The following is a 15,169-nucleotide window of genomic DNA, read 5'->3' on the forward strand; positions in this document are numbered from 1 at the left end:
TTCGCGGCAGGGGAGGGCGGGCACAGGTGTTGGTGTGCAACTCTGTACGATAAATGCGGTCACAACCGATCGCCATTATGGTGTGTGTCGTCAGGTTTCGGTAGTGCAGGCAAAAGATGGCGGGCGGATCGTCACTGATCTTCTGTCCCGCTGATAGAATCATGTCATAAGCCTTTGTCACAAAAGAGAATGCATGCTCAAATTGAATGTCATGAGTGAGGCTCTGGTCTCCGGCGCCGATCCTTGTGGAAAAACGCCGATCATGCGGGCTTTAAAAGCAGGTAAGGCGAGTTTTCCTACAGACCTTGGGACTTACAAAGCCTTACAATGCCTGCTTTGCGCGTTATCATTCAGGTCATCTGCTTTGCGGGTGTTTCAGAGGTTCGCGATCCCGTTTTCGGCGCCGGTTGGCCGATACTATTCAGTAGCCGTTCATAGTCAATCAACGAGATGGTCGCGCTTGAGCGCAGGAAATAAAGCGTTTTGAAAAAATCCACCACAGCACCAGCACCCAGCTCTGTTCCGCTCTGGCGGCAGCAACTGCATTATCGGCTCAAGGAAGGTGCACTGATCGCCTTTGGTGCCTTGTGCCTGTACCTGATGATGGCCCTGTTGACCTACGATCAGAACGATCCGGGCTGGAGCCACACCAGCAGCTCCGCTCAGGTCCAGAATGCTGCCGGCCGTGCGGGTGCCTTCTGCGCCGATATCCTGTTCATGGTCCTGGGCTACTTTGCCTATATTTTCCCTTTACTGCTGGCCATCAAGGCCTGGCAGGTCTTCAGCCAGCGCCACGAGCCCTGGCAGTGGAGCGGCTGGCTGTTCTCCTGGCGTCTGATCGGCCTGGTATTCCTGATCCTGGCGGGCGCGGCACTGGCGCATATCCATTTCCACTTCGCGGCGGGCTTTCCGGGCTCGGCGGGTGGGGTGCTGGGTGAAGTGCTCGGCGATCTGGCCAAGAAAGCGCTCAACATCCAGGGCAGCACACTGCTGTTCATCGCTCTGTTCCTGTTCGGCCTGACGGTATTTACCGATCTGTCCTGGTTCAAGGTCATGGACGTCACCGGCAAGATCACCCTGGATCTGTTCGAGCTTATCCAGAGTGCGGCCAATCGCTGGTGGATCGCCCGTAGCGAACGCAAGCAGATGGTGGCGCAATTGCGCGAAGTCGATATGCGCGTCGACGAGGTGGTCGCCCCAGTCGTCAGTGATCGTCGCGAGCAGGTCAAGGCCAGGGAGCGCATTATCGAGCGCGAGGAATCCCTGAGCAAACACATGACCGAGCGCGAAAAGCATGTGCCCGCGGTCATCGCTCCGACACTGGCCAAGGCGCCCGAACCGAGCAAGCGTGTCCAGAAAGAGAAGCAGGCGCCACTGTTTGTCGACAGCGCCATCGAAGGCACATTGCCGCCTATCTCGATTCTCGATCCGGCCGAAAAGAAGCAACTCAACTATTCGCCTGAATCGCTGGCTGCCGTGGGCCATTTGCTGGAAATCAAGCTCAAGGAGTTCGGTGTCGAGGTTTCCGTGGATTCCATCCATCCGGGGCCGGTGATTACCCGCTATGAAATCCAGCCTGCCGCCGGGGTCAAGGTCAGCCGCATTTCCAACCTTGCCAAGGACCTTGCCCGCTCTCTGGCCGTAACCAGCGTCCGGGTGGTCGAGGTCATTCCCGGCAAGACCACGGTCGGTATCGAAATTCCCAACGAAGACCGGCAGATCGTGCGCTTTTCCGAGGTGTTGTCCTCGCCCGAGTACGATAACGCCAAGTCGCCGGTCACCCTGGCGCTGGGGCATGACATCGGTGGCCGTCCGGTCATCACCGATCTGGCGAAGATGCCGCACCTGCTGGTCGCCGGTACCACCGGTTCCGGTAAGTCGGTGGGCGTCAACGCCATGATCCTGTCGATCCTGTTCAAGTCCGGTCCGGAAGACGCCAAGCTGATCATGATCGACCCGAAAATGCTTGAACTGTCGATCTACGAAGGCATTCCGCACCTGCTTTGCCCGGTCGTGACCGACATGAAGGATGCTGCCAACGCCCTGCGCTGGAGCGTTGCCGAGATGGAGCGCCGCTACAAGCTGATGGCGGCCATGGGCGTACGTAACCTTGCCGGCTTCAACCGCAAGATCAAGGACGCCGAAGAGGAAGGCAACCCGATTTCCGACCCGATGTATCGTCGTGAAAGCATCCATGACGAAGCGCCATTGCTCACCACCTTGCCGACCATCGTGGTGGTGGTCGACGAGTTCGCCGACATGATGATGATCGTCGGCAAGAAGGTCGAAGAGCTGATTGCACGTATCGCGCAGAAGGCGCGGGCAGCCGGTATTCACCTGATTCTGGCTACCCAGCGTCCGTCGGTGGACGTCATCACCGGTCTTATCAAGGCCAACATCCCGACGCGAATGGCGTTCCAGGTGTCGAGCAAGATCGACTCGCGGACCATCATCGACCAGGGCGGTGCCGAACAATTGCTGGGCCACGGTGACATGCTGTACATGCCGCCCGGCACCAGTCTGCCGATTCGGGTGCATGGCGCGTTCGTTTCCGACGAGGAAGTCCACCGTGTTGTGGAAGCCTGGAAACTGCGTGGCACGCCAAACTACAACGACGATATCCTGGCTGGCGTCGAAGAGGCCGGTAGCGGCTTCGATGGCGGTAGCGGCGAAGGCGGTGAAGACAGTGAGAGCGATGCCTTGTATGACGAGGCCGTGAAGTTCGTTCTTGAAAGCCGTCGTGCATCGATTTCAGCCGTGCAGCGCAAGCTCAAGATTGGCTACAACCGTGCAGCGCGCATGATCGAGGCGATGGAAATGGCCGGTGTCGTGACGTCCATGAATACCAACGGCTCGCGTGAGGTCATTGCGCCCGGCCCGATGCGCGACTGATTGACAACCCCGACGCCGACAACATGTCAGACATGCTGTCGGCGCTACATGAATCCAATGAGGAATCCCATGCGTCTTATCCGCATGCTGTTGGCAACTGCACTGACTTTCTCCGCGATCCCGGCGCATGCCGACAGCAAGGACGTGGCGCGACTGACCCAGTTGCTGGAAAAATCCCAGACCCTGACCGCCCGCTTTTCCCAGTTGACGCTCGATGGCAGCGGCACACAATTGCAGGAAACCTCGGGTGAAATGGCCTTGCAGCGTCCAGGCCTGTTCAACTGGCACACGGATGCACCGCAAGAGCAACTGATGGTGTCCGACGGCAAGAAGGTTTCGCTCTGGGACCCGGATCTGCAACAGGTGACCATCAAGACCCTGGATCAGCGTCTGACCCAGACGCCGGCCTTGCTGTTGTCCGGTGACGTGTCGAAGATCAGCGAGAGCTTCGATATCACTGCCAAGGAAGCGGGCGGCGTGATCGACTTCGTGCTCAAACCCAAGACCAAGGACACTCTGTTCGACAATCTGCGCCTGTCTTTCCGCAATGGCATCATCAACGACATGCAGTTGATCGACAGCGTTGGCCAGCGCACCAATATCCTGTTTACCGGCGTCAAGGCGAACGAGCCGATTGCGGCCAGCAAGTTCAAGTTCGATATTCCCAAAGGCGCCGATGTCATCCAAGAGTAAAAAGGCCTGAACCCGGATCATGGACCTGTTTCGTAGCGAACCGATAGCTCAGCCACTGGCTGCACGTTTGCGTGCCACCAATCTGGATGAGTATGTCGGTCAGGAACACCTGCTCGCTCACGGCAAGCCTCTGCGCGAGGCGCTGGAGCAGGGTGCCCTGCATTCCATGATCTTCTGGGGGCCGCCGGGCGTGGGTAAAACCACCCTGGCGAAGCTGCTGGCCAAGGTGTCGGACGCGCACTTTGAAACGGTTTCGGCGGTGCTGGCCGGGGTCAAGGAGATTCGTCAGGCGGTCGAAGTGGCCAGGCAGCAGGCCGGGCAATACGGCCGTCGCACGATTCTGTTTGTCGATGAAGTGCACCGCTTCAACAAGTCGCAACAGGATGCCTTCCTGCCGTATGTCGAAGATGGAACCCTGATCTTCATCGGTGCGACCACTGAAAATCCCTCGTTCGAGCTGAATAACGCCTTGCTCTCACGGGCGCGGGTGTATGTGCTCAAGAGTCTTGATGAAGCGGCATTGCGCAAGCTGGTGCATCGGGCGTTGAACGAAGAGCGTGGCCTGGGCCAGCATCGCCTGAGCCTCAGCGACGAAGGTTTCGAGATGCTGATGGCCGCCGCCGATGGTGACGGCCGGCGTATGCTCAATCTGCTGGAAAACGCTTCCGACCTTGCCGAGGATGGTTCGCAGATCAGTGTCGATCTGCTGCAAAGCCTGCTGGGCGACAGTCGTCGTCGCTTCGACAAGGGCGGCGAAGCGTTCTACGACCAGATATCCGCGTTGCACAAATCGATTCGTGGCTCCAATCCGGATGCAGCCTTGTACTGGTTCGCGCGGATGATCGATGGCGGTTGCGACCCGCTGTATCTGGCGCGGCGTGTGGTGCGCATGGCCAGTGAAGATATCGGCAATGCCGATCCACGTGCCTTGCCGCTGTGCATGTCGGCCTGGGATGTGCAGGAACGCCTGGGCAGCCCGGAAGGTGAGCTGGCGGTGGCTCAGGCCATCGTTTATCTGGCCTGTGCGCCGAAGAGCAATGCGGTATACATGGGCTTCAAGGCCGCGATGCGCGAAGCCACCGAGCACGGTTCGCTCGAGGTTCCGCTGCATTTGCGTAACGCGCCGACCAAATTGATGAAGCAACTGGGCTATGGCGAGGAATACCGCTATGCCCACGACGAGCCCGATGCCTATGCTGCCGGTGAAGACTACTTCCCCGAAGCACTTGAGCCGCGTCAGTATTACCAGCCAGTGCCGCGAGGCCTGGAGCTCAAGATCGGTGAAAAGCTCAAACATCTGGCGGCACTCGATGCCGCGAGCCCTCGTCAACGGAGAAAGTAGTGATTCAAACGATTCTTGCGGTGTCCGTTGCCGGTATCGCTGGTACATTATTGCGCTTTGCTGCAGGAACCTGGGTAAGCGCCAACTGGCCGCGGCATTTCTATACGGCAACCCTGGCGGTGAATATCGTCGGGTGCCTGATAATCGGCGTGCTTTACGGCCTGTTTCTGATTCGCCCGGAAGTGCCCATCGAAGTTCGTGCCGGCTTGATTGTCGGCTTTGTAGGCGGTCTGACGACCTTTTCATCCTTTTCACTGGATACGCTGCGCCTGCTGGAAAGCGGGCAAGTACCTCTGGCCCTGGGCTATGCAGGTATCAGCGTGTTCGGCGGGCTGCTCGCAACCTGGGTTGGCCTGTCCCTGACCAGACTTTGATAGACGAGAGAACGATATGCTCGATTCCAAACTGTTACGTACCCAACTTCAGGACGTAGCGGATCGCCTGGCTTCCCGTGGCTTCACACTGGACGTAGCGCGCATCGAATCGCTGGAAAACCAGCGCAAGACGGTACAGACCCGCACCGAACAGTTGCAGGCCGAGCGTAATGCCCGTTCCAAATCTATTGGTCAGGCCAAGCAACGCGGCGAAGACATCGCGCCGTTGATGGCGGATATCGACCGCATGGCCGAAGAACTCGGCAACGGCAAGAAAGAGCTGGACGGCATTCAGTCCGAACTGGACGCCATGCTGCTGAGCATGCCGAACCTGCCCGATGCCTCGGTACCGGTCGGTGCCGACGAAGACGAAAACGTCGAAGTGCGTACCTGGGGCACGCCTGCTTCCTTCGACTTCACTGTTCAGGATCACGTTGCCCTGGGCGAGAAGTACGGCTGGCTGGACTTTGAAACCGCTGCCAAGCTGTCCGGCGCACGTTTTGCCCTGCTGCGCGGCCCTATCGCCCGTCTGCATCGCGCCCTGGCGCAGTTCATGATCAACCTGCACATCAACGAGCACGGCTATGAAGAGGCCTACACGCCTTATCTGGTCCAGGCGCCTGCCTTGCAGGGCACCGGCCAGTTGCCCAAGTTCGAGGAAGACCTGTTCAAGATCTCCCGCGAAGGCGAGGCCGATCTGTACCTGATCCCGACCGCCGAAGTGTCGCTGACCAACATCGTTTCCGGCGAGATTCTCGACCCGAAACAACTGCCGCTGAAATTCGTCGCCCACACGCCATGCTTCCGCAGCGAGGCCGGTGCCTCGGGCCGTGATACCCGCGGCATGATTCGTCAGCACCAGTTCGACAAGGTCGAGATGGTCCAGATCGTCGCGCCGGATCAATCCATGGAAGCGCTGGAAAGCCTGACCGGCAACGCCGAGCGTGTCCTGCAATTGCTGGAACTGCCTTACCGCGTACTGGCTCTGTGCACTGGCGACATGGGTTTCAGCGCTGTCAAAACCTATGACCTCGAAGTGTGGATTCCGAGCCAGGACAAGTACCGCGAGATTTCTTCTTGCTCCAACTGCGGTGATTTCCAGGCGCGTCGCATGCAGGCTCGCTGGCGCAACCCGGAAACCGGCAAGCCGGAGCTGGTCCACACTCTCAACGGTTCGGGCCTGGCAGTAGGCCGCACACTGGTTGCGGTGCTGGAAAACTATCAGCAGGCTGACGGTTCGATCCGTGTCCCTGAAGTCCTCAAGCCCTATATGGGCGGCATCGAGGTTATCGGCTAAATGGAATTCCTGCCGCTGTTCCACAATTTGCGTGGCAGCCGGGTACTGGTCGTCGGTGGTGGCGAGATTGCCTTGCGCAAATCCCGCCTGCTGACCGAAGCCGGTGCACTGTTGCGAGTGGTCGCACCCGACATCGAGGCACAGTTGGGCGAGCTGGTCGAGCGCAGCGGTGGCGAATTGATTTTGCGCGGCTACAGCGAGGACGATCTCGACGGTTGCGTGCTGGTCATCGCCGCCACCGACGATGAACCGCTCAATGCCCGGGTTTCCCATGAGGCACGGCAGCGCTGTGTGCCGGTCAATGTGGTGGATGCGCCTGCATTGTGCAGCGTCATCTTTCCAGCCATTGTCGACCGTTCACCCTTGGTGATTGCGGTTTCCAGTGGCGGTGATGCGCCTGTTCTGGCTCGTTTGATCCGTGCCAGACTGGAGACCTGGATACCTTCTACCTATGGTCAGTTGGCAGGGCTTGCTGCGCGCTTTCGCAATCAGGTCAAAGGCCTGTTTCCGGACGTGCAGCAGCGCCGGGCATTCTGGGAAGATGTTTTCCAGGGCCCAATCGCCGACAGGCAACTGGCCGGGCAGGGCAGTGAAGCCGAACGGCTGCTGATCGCCAAGATCGCAGGCGATGCGCCCAAGGCGCAGGGCGAGGTGTATCTGGTCGGCGCCGGACCGGGCGACCCTGATCTCTTGACCTTCCGTGCCTTGCGTCTGATGCAGCAGGCCGATGTGGTGCTGTACGACCGTCTTGTGGCGCCTGCGATTCTTGACCTTTGCCGCCGTGATGCGGAACGGGTCTATGTCGGCAAGCGGCGAGCCGATCATGCATTGCCTCAGGATCAGATCAATCAGCAACTGGTCGATCTGGCCAGGCAGGGCAAGCGCGTGGTGCGCTTGAAAGGCGGTGATCCGTTCATCTTTGGCCGTGGTGGTGAAGAGATCGAGGAACTGGCTGCCCATGGCATCCCGTTTCAGGTCGTGCCGGGCATTACCGCAGCCAGTGGTTGCGCGGCATATGCCGGGATTCCGCTGACCCATCGCGACTATGCCCAGTCGGTGCGTTTCATCACCGGGCATCTGAAAGATGGCACCAGCAATCTGCCCTGGAATGATCTGGTCGCGCCTGCGCAGACCCTGGTGTTCTACATGGGCCTGATCGGGCTGCCGATCATCTGCGAGCAATTGGTCAAGCATGGCCGCTCGGCGGATACGCCGGCTGCGTTGATCCAGCAGGGCACAACCTCAAGCCAGCGCGTGTTCACTGGCACTCTGGCCAACCTGCCGCAACTGGTGGCAGAGCATGAGGTTCATGCTCCGACACTGGTGATCGTCGGTGAAGTGGTCCAGTTGCGTGAGAAACTTGCCTGGTTTGAAGGCGCACAATCCAGCGTCTGACGGTTACTCCGGATAGCCCGCGTGCGGGCTATCCATCCCTCCGCTCAAACTCCCTCGCTGTTCCAGATTCCCTTGCCAGGCAAGCGCTGTCGGTCATGGCTGGCCTCGAAGTTCAGGGCCGGACCTTTCGGGATGACGCCCGTCGGGTTGATGGTGCGATGGCTGGCGTAGTAATGACCCTTGATGTGCTCAAGGTTCACGGTTTCGGCAATTCCCGGCCATTGGTACAGCTCGCGTAACCAGTTGCTCAGGTTCGGGTAATCGGCAATGCGCCGCAGGTTGCACTTGAAGTGGCTGTAATAAACCGCATCGAAACGCACGATGGTGGTGAAAAGCCGGATATCCGCTTCGGTCAGGTATTCGCCCGCCAGATAACGCTTTTCGCCCAGCAGCTTTTCAAGAACATCCAGCTGGCTGAACAAGGCATCGAAAGCTTCTTCGTACGCGCCTTGCGAGGTGGCAAAGCCTGCCCGATACACACCGTTATTCACGGTCGGGTAAATCTGCTCGTTGAGTTGGTCGATTCTCGCTTGCAGGGCATCCGGATACAGGTCCAGGTGATTGCCTGTCAGCTCGTTGAATGCCGAGTTGAACATGCGGATGATTTCCGCCGACTCGTTGCTGACGATACGTTGTTGCTGTTTGTCCCACAGCACCGGCACAGTAACGCGCCCGGTGTAGACAGCATCATCGGCGGTGTAGCGCTGATGAAGGAATTGCAGATGATCGAGACTGTCGCCGGTTGAGCCTGTCTGTGTGTCGAAGGTCCAGCCGTTTTCCAGCATCAGCCAGCTGACTGCCGAGACGTCGATCAGGCTTTCCAGGCCTTTGAGCTTGCGCAGGATCAATGTCCGGTGCGCCCATGGGCAGGCCAGCGATACATACAAGTGGTAGCGGCCCGCTTGTGCAGCAAATCCACCTTCACCTGTTGGACCAGGGTTGCCACTGGCGGTTACCCAGTTGCGGCGCTGCGCGTTTTCGCGCTGGAAAGCGCCGTCCTTGCTGCTTTCGTACCACTGGTCATGCCAGCGTCCTTCGATGAGAAGGCCCATGTCTGACTCCAATCTGTAAATGAATATAGGTTGTGAGTCAGTCTAATCGAGTTGGTTCGACGAAAAAGCGCAAAGAATGGCCTTGCATGATCGAATAGTTCGATAGATTAAAGGGCCTTGTTACGAAGCTCCCAGAAACTCTCGGCTTGCGCGAAAGCTTCTTCGCGCTCAATACCCAGGCCGCGCAGGGCAAGGGCAATGGTCGAAATCAGCGCAAGTTGCGGGTAGCTATCCTCTATTTCGCCACGCCACAGGGCCACCAGTTGTTGTGGGTCCAGCGTTGCGGGTTTGACATGGCGCCTGGGCGAAAGGGCCGGCCATTCCTCATCCCAGCCTTGTCCGTTGCTGGTGCCATACAAGTGGCTGATGGTATCGGGGTTGATCTCAATCTCGCCGCCATCACCCTTGATCACAATCGCATTGTCGCCCAGCAGCGTGCTGGCCTCGCGGTGCACGCTTTGATAGCCCGGATGAAAGATGCTCTGCAGGCCGCAGCGGGCATGCAACGGGTTGAGCACCCGAGCCAGGGAATGGATCGGCGAGCGCAGGCCCAGGGTATTGCGCAGATCGATCATGCGCTGCAACTGCGGAGCCCAGTCGCCCAGCGGAATGAACGCCAGATTGTGTTGCTCCAGAGCGCTTTCGACCGCCTGCCAGTTACGGCACAGCGGAATATCCAGCAGGCCGAGCAATTGTTCAGTGTAAAGCCGTCCGGCGGTATGTGCGCCGCCGCCATGCAGCAGCACCTTTATGCCGTTCTGGGCCAGGCACTTGGCGGCCAGCAGATACCAGGGCAAATGGCGCTTCTTGCCGGCGTAAGTCGGCCAGTCGATATCTACCTGCAACGGCGGGGCTGTCAGGCGTTCGCGTACTGCCTCGGTGAAGCCGGCCAGTTCTTCCGGGCTTTCTTCCTTGTGGCGTAGCAGCATCAGGAAGGCGCCGAGCTGGGTGTCTTCTACCTGTTCATCGAGCAGCATGCCCATGGCTTTGCGGGCTTCTTCGCGAGTCAGGTTGCGGGCGCCGCGTTTGCCTTTGCCCAGAATGCGGACGAATTCGGCAAATGGATGTTCGGCAGGTGTTTCGGTGACGAGCGGGGAATAATCGTTCATATGCAATTGGTCGGCTTCGGCAGGCCCGCCAGCTTGGCGGCCAGTTTGGCGGGAGTGCCATTGAACAGGCGGTTGAGATGCATGCTATTGCCTTTCTCCGGCCCAAGCTTGAGGGCCGTGTATTTGATCAACGGGCGAGTGGCGGGCGAGAGCTGGAATTGCGCATGGAACTCCCGCAACAGTTGCAGGATTTCCACATGCTCCGGGCTCAGCGCTATGCCTTCTTCGCCAGCCAGTGCCTGCGCGACTTCCAGCGACCAGTCGTTGAGGTCCTGAAGAAACCCGTCTTTATCCAGAGCAATGCTGCGCTCGGCAACGATCAACTGTTTCATAGCCAGGTATTGACCTTGTCGAAGCGGATCGACAGCTCGACGAAACCCGGATAATCGACGCCGGTGACACCGTCGGGCAACTGCAGATTTCGGGCGCTTATATCTTCATCCAGCGCAAACAGCCTGAGAGCGGGCATATGCTTTTCCAGCGCCAGCAAAGGGGCGCAGGACGGCATCAATGCGTAAGTCGCATCTCCGCAGAGCAGCAGGCCGTCATCCGGCCTCAGCAGGCTCAGGCAGCTATCCAGGCGCGTGTCGGCAAACGGCGAGTGAGAGAGAACGTGCAAGGTAGCCATCAGATCGTTATCACTTGATCGTAGCGGTCCACAAGAGCCGATAGCTCGGATCTTGCGGACAGCTGATTGATTTCGGTATCCAGCTCAGTGCCAGGGATGCCGCGTTCTGCCAGGCTTTGCCCGCACGCATAGACCTCTTCGACACCAAATATCGACAGCGCCTTCAGGTTGGCAGTGAGATCCTTCTGTTGCAGCGCCGAGGCGTTTTGCCCGGGCCGCAACTGAAACACACCATCGTCCATGAACAGCAGGCCAACCGGCAGATCGTAGGCGCCGCCCGCCAGCACGATATCCAGCGCTTCACGCGCACTGGTGCCAGCCCAGGGTGCCTGGCGACTGATGATCAATAATGATCTGGCCATTTCAAGGTCCTCCGAAACAGATCAGTCGATCCGCCGATTGCACTGCGTCGTGCAACTGGCCCAGCCCGGACAATTCCCAGGGTTCAAGAAGGTTTGCGGCCGGACGCTGATAGCGTTCGGCTTCCTCTGCATTCAGCACGCCACGGCGCAAGGCGGCGGCTATGCACACCACGCCATCAAGCTGGTGCGCGGTGATGAAGTCACGCCACTGCTGCGGCAGATCCTGTTCATCCTGTGGGGTCACGGCATTGGCCGAAGCGCTGTGCACGCCATCCTGATAGAAAAACAGCCGCACAATCTCATGGCCGCCTGCCAACACCGCCTGGGCAAACAGCAGGGCGCGTCGCGAGGAGGGCGCATGGGCCGCGGAAAAAAGGGATATGGCGAATTTCATTGTCGGCTCTGTCAGCGGAACATGCGCAATGATAAAGAATTCAGGAAGGCTGGACAGCAAAAAGCCCGCGATGGCGGGCTTTTTGTTGAAACAGTTGCGATCAGGCGGGCTGCGATCAGTCGTCGCGGCTCATGATGCCGAAGATCTGCAACAGGCTGACGAACAGGTTGTAGATCGATACATACAGGCTGACAGTCGCCATGATGTAGTTACGCTCGCCGCCATGGATGATGGCACTGGTCTGGAACAGGATGCAGACGGAGGAGAACAGCACGAAACCTGCGCTGATCGCCAGTTGCAGCCCGTTGATCTCGAAGAACAGGCTGGCCAGCACCGCACCCATCAGGACGAAGAAGCCTGCGGTGATGAAACCACCCAGGAAGCTCATGTCCTTGCGGGTCATCAGTACATAGGCCGACAGACCACCGAATACCAGAGCGGTCATCGCGAACGCGGAGCTGACAACTTCAGCGCCGCCGGACATGCCCAGGTAGCGGTTGAGGATCGGGCCCAGCAGGAAACCCATGAAGCCGGTCAGGGCGAAAGTCGAAACCAGACCCCAGGCCGAGTCACGCAGCTTGTTGGTGAGGAAGAACAGCCCGTAGAAGCCGATCAGCACCACGAAAATGTTCGGGTAGCCGACGCGCATCTGCTGGGCGACGAAAGCCATTACGCCGCTGAACGCCAGGGTCAGGGCGAGAAGACCGTAAGTGTTGCGCAGGACACGACTAACCTCTAGCTGGTCGGCCTGCATGCCGGTTTTAAGGGCGTAATCCTGTTCGCGCATTGCGAAACTCCTTCCTGTTGAAATGTTGAGTTGCAAAGATCATAACAGAGGCGTTGCAACTGGCCACCCAGAGAGTTTGACAGCGTGTTTCATTCCGGTATTATGGCGCCCGCAACGCAAGTGGAGGTATGGCCGAGTGGTTTAAGGCAGCAGTCTTGAAAACTGCCGACTGTAACAGGTCCTAGAGTTCGAATCTCTATGCTTCCGCCATATTCGAGACGTCAAAGCCCTGATTATTCAGGGCTTTTTCGTTTCTGATACCTCCATTCATGCCCCCTCAAAATCACCTTTCGTTCCGAAACTTTTGCAGGCGTTCCGAAACTGGTACCTCTGTAAGGCTATTTCGTAGGGGTGACGATCTCCCCGACACGCCGATATACAATCTCCGTGATGCGCTTGTCGGAATGCCCCAGCAGCTTGCTGGCCACAGCCAGATCTTCAATCTCGCTCGCTGCTTTAGGTCGAATGTCCCGGAACTGGAAGGCTTTGATATCGGTGGCCAACTTGTGATCGAGGGCTTCGATTGCTGCCAGTGCAGCCTTTCGGCGAGCTTCGTCAAACCTCAAACGCAACATGGCCTTCGTAACATTTCGTCCGTCTTGGGTCACGATCAAGTATGGGTTGCGCACACCTCTCTCACGACGCTGCCTCAACAGGCGATCAATCAATAGGCCCAGCTCGTTCGGTCCTTGAGTATTGGTCAGCTTGATCCGTAGCTTCTTGGTGGTCTTGCCCTGATTTACCTGCAGATACTCTGCTATGGCGTCAGTTGCCCGCATTGAAAGGACGTCGGCCGGCCTCTGGGCACTGAGATAGGCCAGGTCCATGGCATCGCGTAGTTCGAGTGAGCCCTGGCTGTAGACGGCAGACCAGATTTCGTCAGTCGCGTAAAACTCCCTGGGCTTTTCCTTGTTCTTACGAACGCCCGTGACTGGGTTGTCGCAGGTGATGACACCCCATTCCCGGCCGGTGTTGTAAATGTGTGATAGGAGTGCCAATTCGCGGTTGGCCCGGACCTTCGCCGTCCGAGCATCTCGGTACTGTGCGCAGACTTGTGGCGTCACTGCCTCGGGTGGTGCATCAGCGAAAGCGGCTTGCAGTTGCTTAAGGGCCAGCCGGTTCTCACGCTGGGTGCTGGGCTTTTTGGTAGGGATGATGTCTCTATCGTAACGATCAAAAATGGGGCCGAGGAGCTTCATTGCTTTTGGTGGGGCTTTGCGGTCCAGCTTTGCCCATTCGATCTTTGCGACGTCCAGATCGGTTCCCAAGGATATTTCCACTTGCTTGCCGTCAGCGCTTTTCGCTGAGTAGAAGTAGCAGATGTAATCGGGTCCATTCTTGCGTTTGCGGACCCTCCGCAGCATGCGCGGCGGAAGATCACGATTTTGAGGTTTTCTAGGTCGCATGTTCTATCCCACACGCGAAAGATCAAGTGACCAGGTATCGGCCACGGCGTTGAAGGTAGTGGGGCGAACACCGGCCAGTTTGAGGCGGGCATACACTCGACCGACAACGGGGCGGCGTGCTCCGGTGAGGGTGTAGTGCCAGCCATGATCAGCGAGCCATGCGATTTGTTTGGAGGGTCGCCGATATCCCGTAATGCTTGCCAGTTCAGTCTCGGCAAGTGTTTCGGTCTGAAGGTCTGTGGCTGCGCTCATGCTGACTCCTTGGTATCCAGCAAGATGTCCATTTGGGAGGCGCCATTTGCAAGCGCTGCCTCAAGCCGGTGTTTTGCAATTGCGGCGTAGTCAGGGTTCAACTCACAGATGATTGATCGGCGTCCTTCCTGCATCGAAACAAGTGCTGTAGTGCCTGCGCCACCGAACGGATCAAGCACAAGGCCGCCCCGTGGAGCACCGGCAAGCACGCATGGTCTTATCAGATCGGGTGGGAAGGTGGCAAAGTGGGCACCCTTGTAGCCCCGAGTCGGTACAGTCCAGACGCTAAGCTTGTTCCTACTGGCAGCATCCCATTCGCTCTCGATGCGATCCGCCAGGTGCGTGCCCTTGCTTTGTCCAGGAATAGCTTGCTCGCGCTTTGAGTTATCACGCTGGAAACTGTCTCGTCTTGACCGTACTCCGCCTACGGCTTTCATTGGTCCATTTGTTTTACCTGGTACACGGTCGCTGCCTGCTTGGGCTTCAATGTCCTGTGCCCATCGTGCCGCGCTCGATTCTGCTGCGGGCTCCTTGATAGCCTGCATATCGCAGTGATAACTAGGTGACTTGCTGAGCAGGAAAATGTACTCGTGGGCCTTTGTGCAGCGGTCCCGAGTGGATTCCGGCATTGGGTTAGGCTTGTGCCAAATAATGTCTTGCCTCAAATACCAGCCGTCATCCTGTAAGGCGAAAGCCAGCCGCCAGGGGATGCCCATCATATCCTTGTGCTTGAATCCGTCATGTAATTTGCTTGAACGGCGCGCATGAGCTGTTCTCACGCAATTGTGTGGAACCTTGCGACCTCCGGTGCTGAGAGGGCCATTTGGCTTGCTTGCATAGCTGTCACCCATGTTCAACCAGAGCGTTCCGTCATCGCGCAGTACGCGATGCACTTCGCGGAAAGCTTCGACTAGGCGAGCAATGAATTCAGTTGGCGTCTCCTCCAGGCCTATCTGACCTTCCATTCCATAATCGCGAAGGCCAAAGTATGGGGGGCTGGTGACGCATGTCTGTACGCTTTGAGCGGGCAGCCTGCGCATCATATCGATGCAATCACCGATCATGATTTGATGATCGTTTGTCATGGCGTCACCTTCCGATCACGCTCGGCTCTAGCTTGTTGGCGTGCCTTGCTGCATTGTTCGTGGTTACCGTGAGGGCGTGGCCGGTTGCATTGATCACACAT

At 58.2% G+C, this 15,169-nt stretch carries 16 protein-coding genes and 1 tRNA gene; 7 read left to right on the forward strand and 10 right to left on the reverse strand.

Features of this window, described 5'->3' with window-relative positions:
- The first annotated feature begins 483 nt into the window (after window positions 1-483).
- The 6 genes from ftsK to cysG all read left to right on the forward strand — a co-directional run bounded on the left by ftsK (window position 484) and on the right by cysG (window position 7,993).
- Window positions 484-2,892 (forward strand): DNA translocase FtsK, encoded by a 2,409-nt coding sequence (ftsK, locus tag ALQ04_RS12620; RefSeq protein WP_122316092.1) that lies wholly within the window; start codon window positions 484-486, stop codon window positions 2,890-2,892.
- 69 nt (window positions 2,893-2,961) lie between these two features.
- Window positions 2,962-3,585 carry an outer membrane lipoprotein chaperone LolA gene (lolA, locus tag ALQ04_RS12625; protein WP_025259498.1) on the forward strand — a complete coding sequence of 208 codons (624 nt, stop codon included), beginning with the start codon at window positions 2,962-2,964 and terminating at the stop codon, window positions 3,583-3,585.
- Between the two features lie 19 nt (window positions 3,586-3,604).
- On the forward strand, window positions 3,605-4,927 hold the full coding sequence (locus tag ALQ04_RS12630) for a replication-associated recombination protein A (RefSeq protein WP_122316093.1): 1,323 nt from the start codon (window positions 3,605-3,607) through the stop codon (window positions 4,925-4,927).
- Entirely contained in the window at window positions 4,927-5,301 is a 375-nt protein-coding gene (gene crcB, locus ALQ04_RS12635) for a fluoride efflux transporter CrcB (RefSeq protein WP_122316094.1), read from the forward strand. Before ALQ04_RS12630 ends, crcB begins: the two co-directional genes overlap by 1 nt.
- A 16-nt stretch (window positions 5,302-5,317) precedes the next feature.
- Window positions 5,318-6,598: a serine--tRNA ligase gene (gene serS / locus ALQ04_RS12640; RefSeq protein ID WP_122316095.1), complete on the forward strand. Its 1,281-nt coding sequence runs from the start codon at window positions 5,318-5,320 to the stop codon at window positions 6,596-6,598.
- Complete coding sequence (cysG, locus tag ALQ04_RS12645) at window positions 6,599-7,993, forward strand: siroheme synthase CysG (protein ID WP_122316096.1); 1,395 nt, start codon at window positions 6,599-6,601, stop codon at window positions 7,991-7,993.
- A gap of 44 nt (window positions 7,994-8,037) precedes the next feature.
- On the opposite strand, the gene ALQ04_RS12650 is transcribed toward cysG, so the two are convergent.
- The 7 genes from ALQ04_RS12650 to ALQ04_RS12680 form a co-directional block, all read right to left on the reverse strand.
- Window positions 8,038-9,045 carry a glutathione S-transferase family protein gene (locus ALQ04_RS12650; RefSeq protein WP_122316097.1) on the reverse strand — a complete coding sequence of 336 codons (1,008 nt, stop codon included), beginning with the start codon at window positions 9,043-9,045 and terminating at the stop codon, window positions 8,038-8,040.
- Between the two features lie 107 nt (window positions 9,046-9,152).
- On the reverse strand, window positions 9,153-10,154 hold the full coding sequence (locus tag ALQ04_RS12655) for a glycosyl transferase family protein (protein ID WP_122316098.1): 1,002 nt from the start codon (window positions 10,152-10,154) through the stop codon (window positions 9,153-9,155).
- A complete protein-coding gene (locus ALQ04_RS12660) occupies window positions 10,151-10,486 on the reverse strand; it encodes a TusE/DsrC/DsvC family sulfur relay protein (protein ID WP_122316099.1) in 336 nt (111 codons plus the stop codon). Before ALQ04_RS12660 ends, ALQ04_RS12655 begins: the two co-directional genes overlap by 4 nt.
- Window positions 10,483-10,782, reverse strand: a complete 300-nt coding sequence (tusB, locus tag ALQ04_RS12665; RefSeq protein WP_122316100.1) for a sulfurtransferase complex subunit TusB — start codon at window positions 10,780-10,782, stop codon at window positions 10,483-10,485. Before tusB ends, ALQ04_RS12660 begins: the two co-directional genes overlap by 4 nt.
- The gene (tusC, locus tag ALQ04_RS12670) at window positions 10,782-11,144 is read right to left on the reverse strand and encodes a sulfurtransferase complex subunit TusC (RefSeq protein WP_122316101.1); all 363 of its coding nucleotides are present in this window, start codon (window positions 11,142-11,144) and stop codon (window positions 10,782-10,784) included. The genes tusB and tusC overlap by 1 nt, the downstream gene beginning before the upstream one ends.
- A 1-nt stretch (window position 11,145) precedes the next feature.
- Window positions 11,146-11,538, reverse strand: a complete 393-nt coding sequence (gene tusD, locus ALQ04_RS12675) for a sulfurtransferase complex subunit TusD (protein ID WP_122316102.1) — start codon at window positions 11,536-11,538, stop codon at window positions 11,146-11,148.
- 115 nt (window positions 11,539-11,653) lie between these two features.
- Window positions 11,654-12,325, reverse strand: a complete 672-nt coding sequence (locus ALQ04_RS12680; protein WP_122316103.1) for a Bax inhibitor-1/YccA family protein — start codon at window positions 12,323-12,325, stop codon at window positions 11,654-11,656.
- 122 nt (window positions 12,326-12,447) lie between these two features.
- Here ALQ04_RS12680 and ALQ04_RS12685 point away from each other — a divergent pair.
- Window positions 12,448-12,535: transfer RNA gene (locus ALQ04_RS12685), tRNA-Ser, on the forward strand.
- 128 nt (window positions 12,536-12,663) lie between these two features.
- On the opposite strand, the gene ALQ04_RS12690 is transcribed toward ALQ04_RS12685, so the two are convergent.
- The 3 genes from ALQ04_RS12690 to ALQ04_RS12700 are packed head-to-tail and all read right to left on the reverse strand — an operon-like array spanning window position 12,664 to window position 15,068.
- Entirely contained in the window at window positions 12,664-13,731 is a 1,068-nt protein-coding gene (locus ALQ04_RS12690; RefSeq protein ID WP_122316104.1) for a tyrosine-type recombinase/integrase, read from the reverse strand.
- Window positions 13,732-13,734: 3 nt separating this feature from the next.
- The gene (locus ALQ04_RS12695) at window positions 13,735-13,983 is read right to left on the reverse strand and encodes a DUF4224 domain-containing protein (protein WP_122316105.1); all 249 of its coding nucleotides are present in this window, start codon (window positions 13,981-13,983) and stop codon (window positions 13,735-13,737) included.
- The gene (locus ALQ04_RS12700) at window positions 13,980-15,068 is read right to left on the reverse strand and encodes a site-specific DNA-methyltransferase (protein ID WP_122316106.1); all 1,089 of its coding nucleotides are present in this window, start codon (window positions 15,066-15,068) and stop codon (window positions 13,980-13,982) included. The genes ALQ04_RS12695 and ALQ04_RS12700 overlap by 4 nt, the downstream gene beginning before the upstream one ends.
- Window positions 15,069-15,169: the final 101 nt, after the last annotated feature.

The organism is Pseudomonas cichorii (genome assembly GCF_003700275.1).
GTDB lineage: Bacteria > Pseudomonadota > Gammaproteobacteria > Pseudomonadales > Pseudomonadaceae > Aquipseudomonas > Aquipseudomonas cichorii_B.

Excerpts from the sequence above, each read along its gene's own strand:
- lolA (WP_025259498.1), top strand. The coding sequence starts at position 2,962 with ATGCGTCTTATCCGCATGCTGTTGGCAACTGCACTGACTTTCTCCGCG.
- ALQ04_RS12630 (WP_122316093.1), top strand. The coding sequence starts at position 3,605 with ATGGACCTGTTTCGTAGCGAACCGATAGCTCAGCCACTGGCTGCACGT.
- serS (WP_122316095.1), top strand. The coding sequence starts at position 5,318 with ATGCTCGATTCCAAACTGTTACGTACCCAACTTCAGGACGTAGCGGAT.
- cysG (WP_122316096.1), top strand. The coding sequence starts at position 6,599 with ATGGAATTCCTGCCGCTGTTCCACAATTTGCGTGGCAGCCGGGTACTG.
- ALQ04_RS12650 (WP_122316097.1), bottom strand. The coding sequence starts at position 9,045 with ATGGGCCTTCTCATCGAAGGACGCTGGCATGACCAGTGGTACGAAAGC.
- ALQ04_RS12655 (WP_122316098.1), bottom strand. The coding sequence starts at position 10,154 with ATGAACGATTATTCCCCGCTCGTCACCGAAACACCTGCCGAACATCCA.
- ALQ04_RS12660 (WP_122316099.1), bottom strand. The coding sequence starts at position 10,486 with ATGAAACAGTTGATCGTTGCCGAGCGCAGCATTGCTCTGGATAAAGAC.
- tusB (WP_122316100.1), bottom strand. The coding sequence starts at position 10,782 with ATGGCTACCTTGCACGTTCTCTCTCACTCGCCGTTTGCCGACACGCGC.
- tusC (WP_122316101.1), bottom strand. The coding sequence starts at position 11,144 with ATGGCCAGATCATTATTGATCATCAGTCGCCAGGCACCCTGGGCTGGC.
- tusD (WP_122316102.1), bottom strand. The coding sequence starts at position 11,538 with ATGAAATTCGCCATATCCCTTTTTTCCGCGGCCCATGCGCCCTCCTCG.
- ALQ04_RS12680 (WP_122316103.1), bottom strand. The coding sequence starts at position 12,325 with ATGCGCGAACAGGATTACGCCCTTAAAACCGGCATGCAGGCCGACCAG.
- ALQ04_RS12690 (WP_122316104.1), bottom strand. The coding sequence starts at position 13,731 with ATGCGACCTAGAAAACCTCAAAATCGTGATCTTCCGCCGCGCATGCTG.
- ALQ04_RS12695 (WP_122316105.1), bottom strand. The coding sequence starts at position 13,983 with ATGAGCGCAGCCACAGACCTTCAGACCGAAACACTTGCCGAGACTGAA.
- ALQ04_RS12700 (WP_122316106.1), bottom strand. The coding sequence starts at position 15,068 with ATGACAAACGATCATCAAATCATGATCGGTGATTGCATCGATATGATG.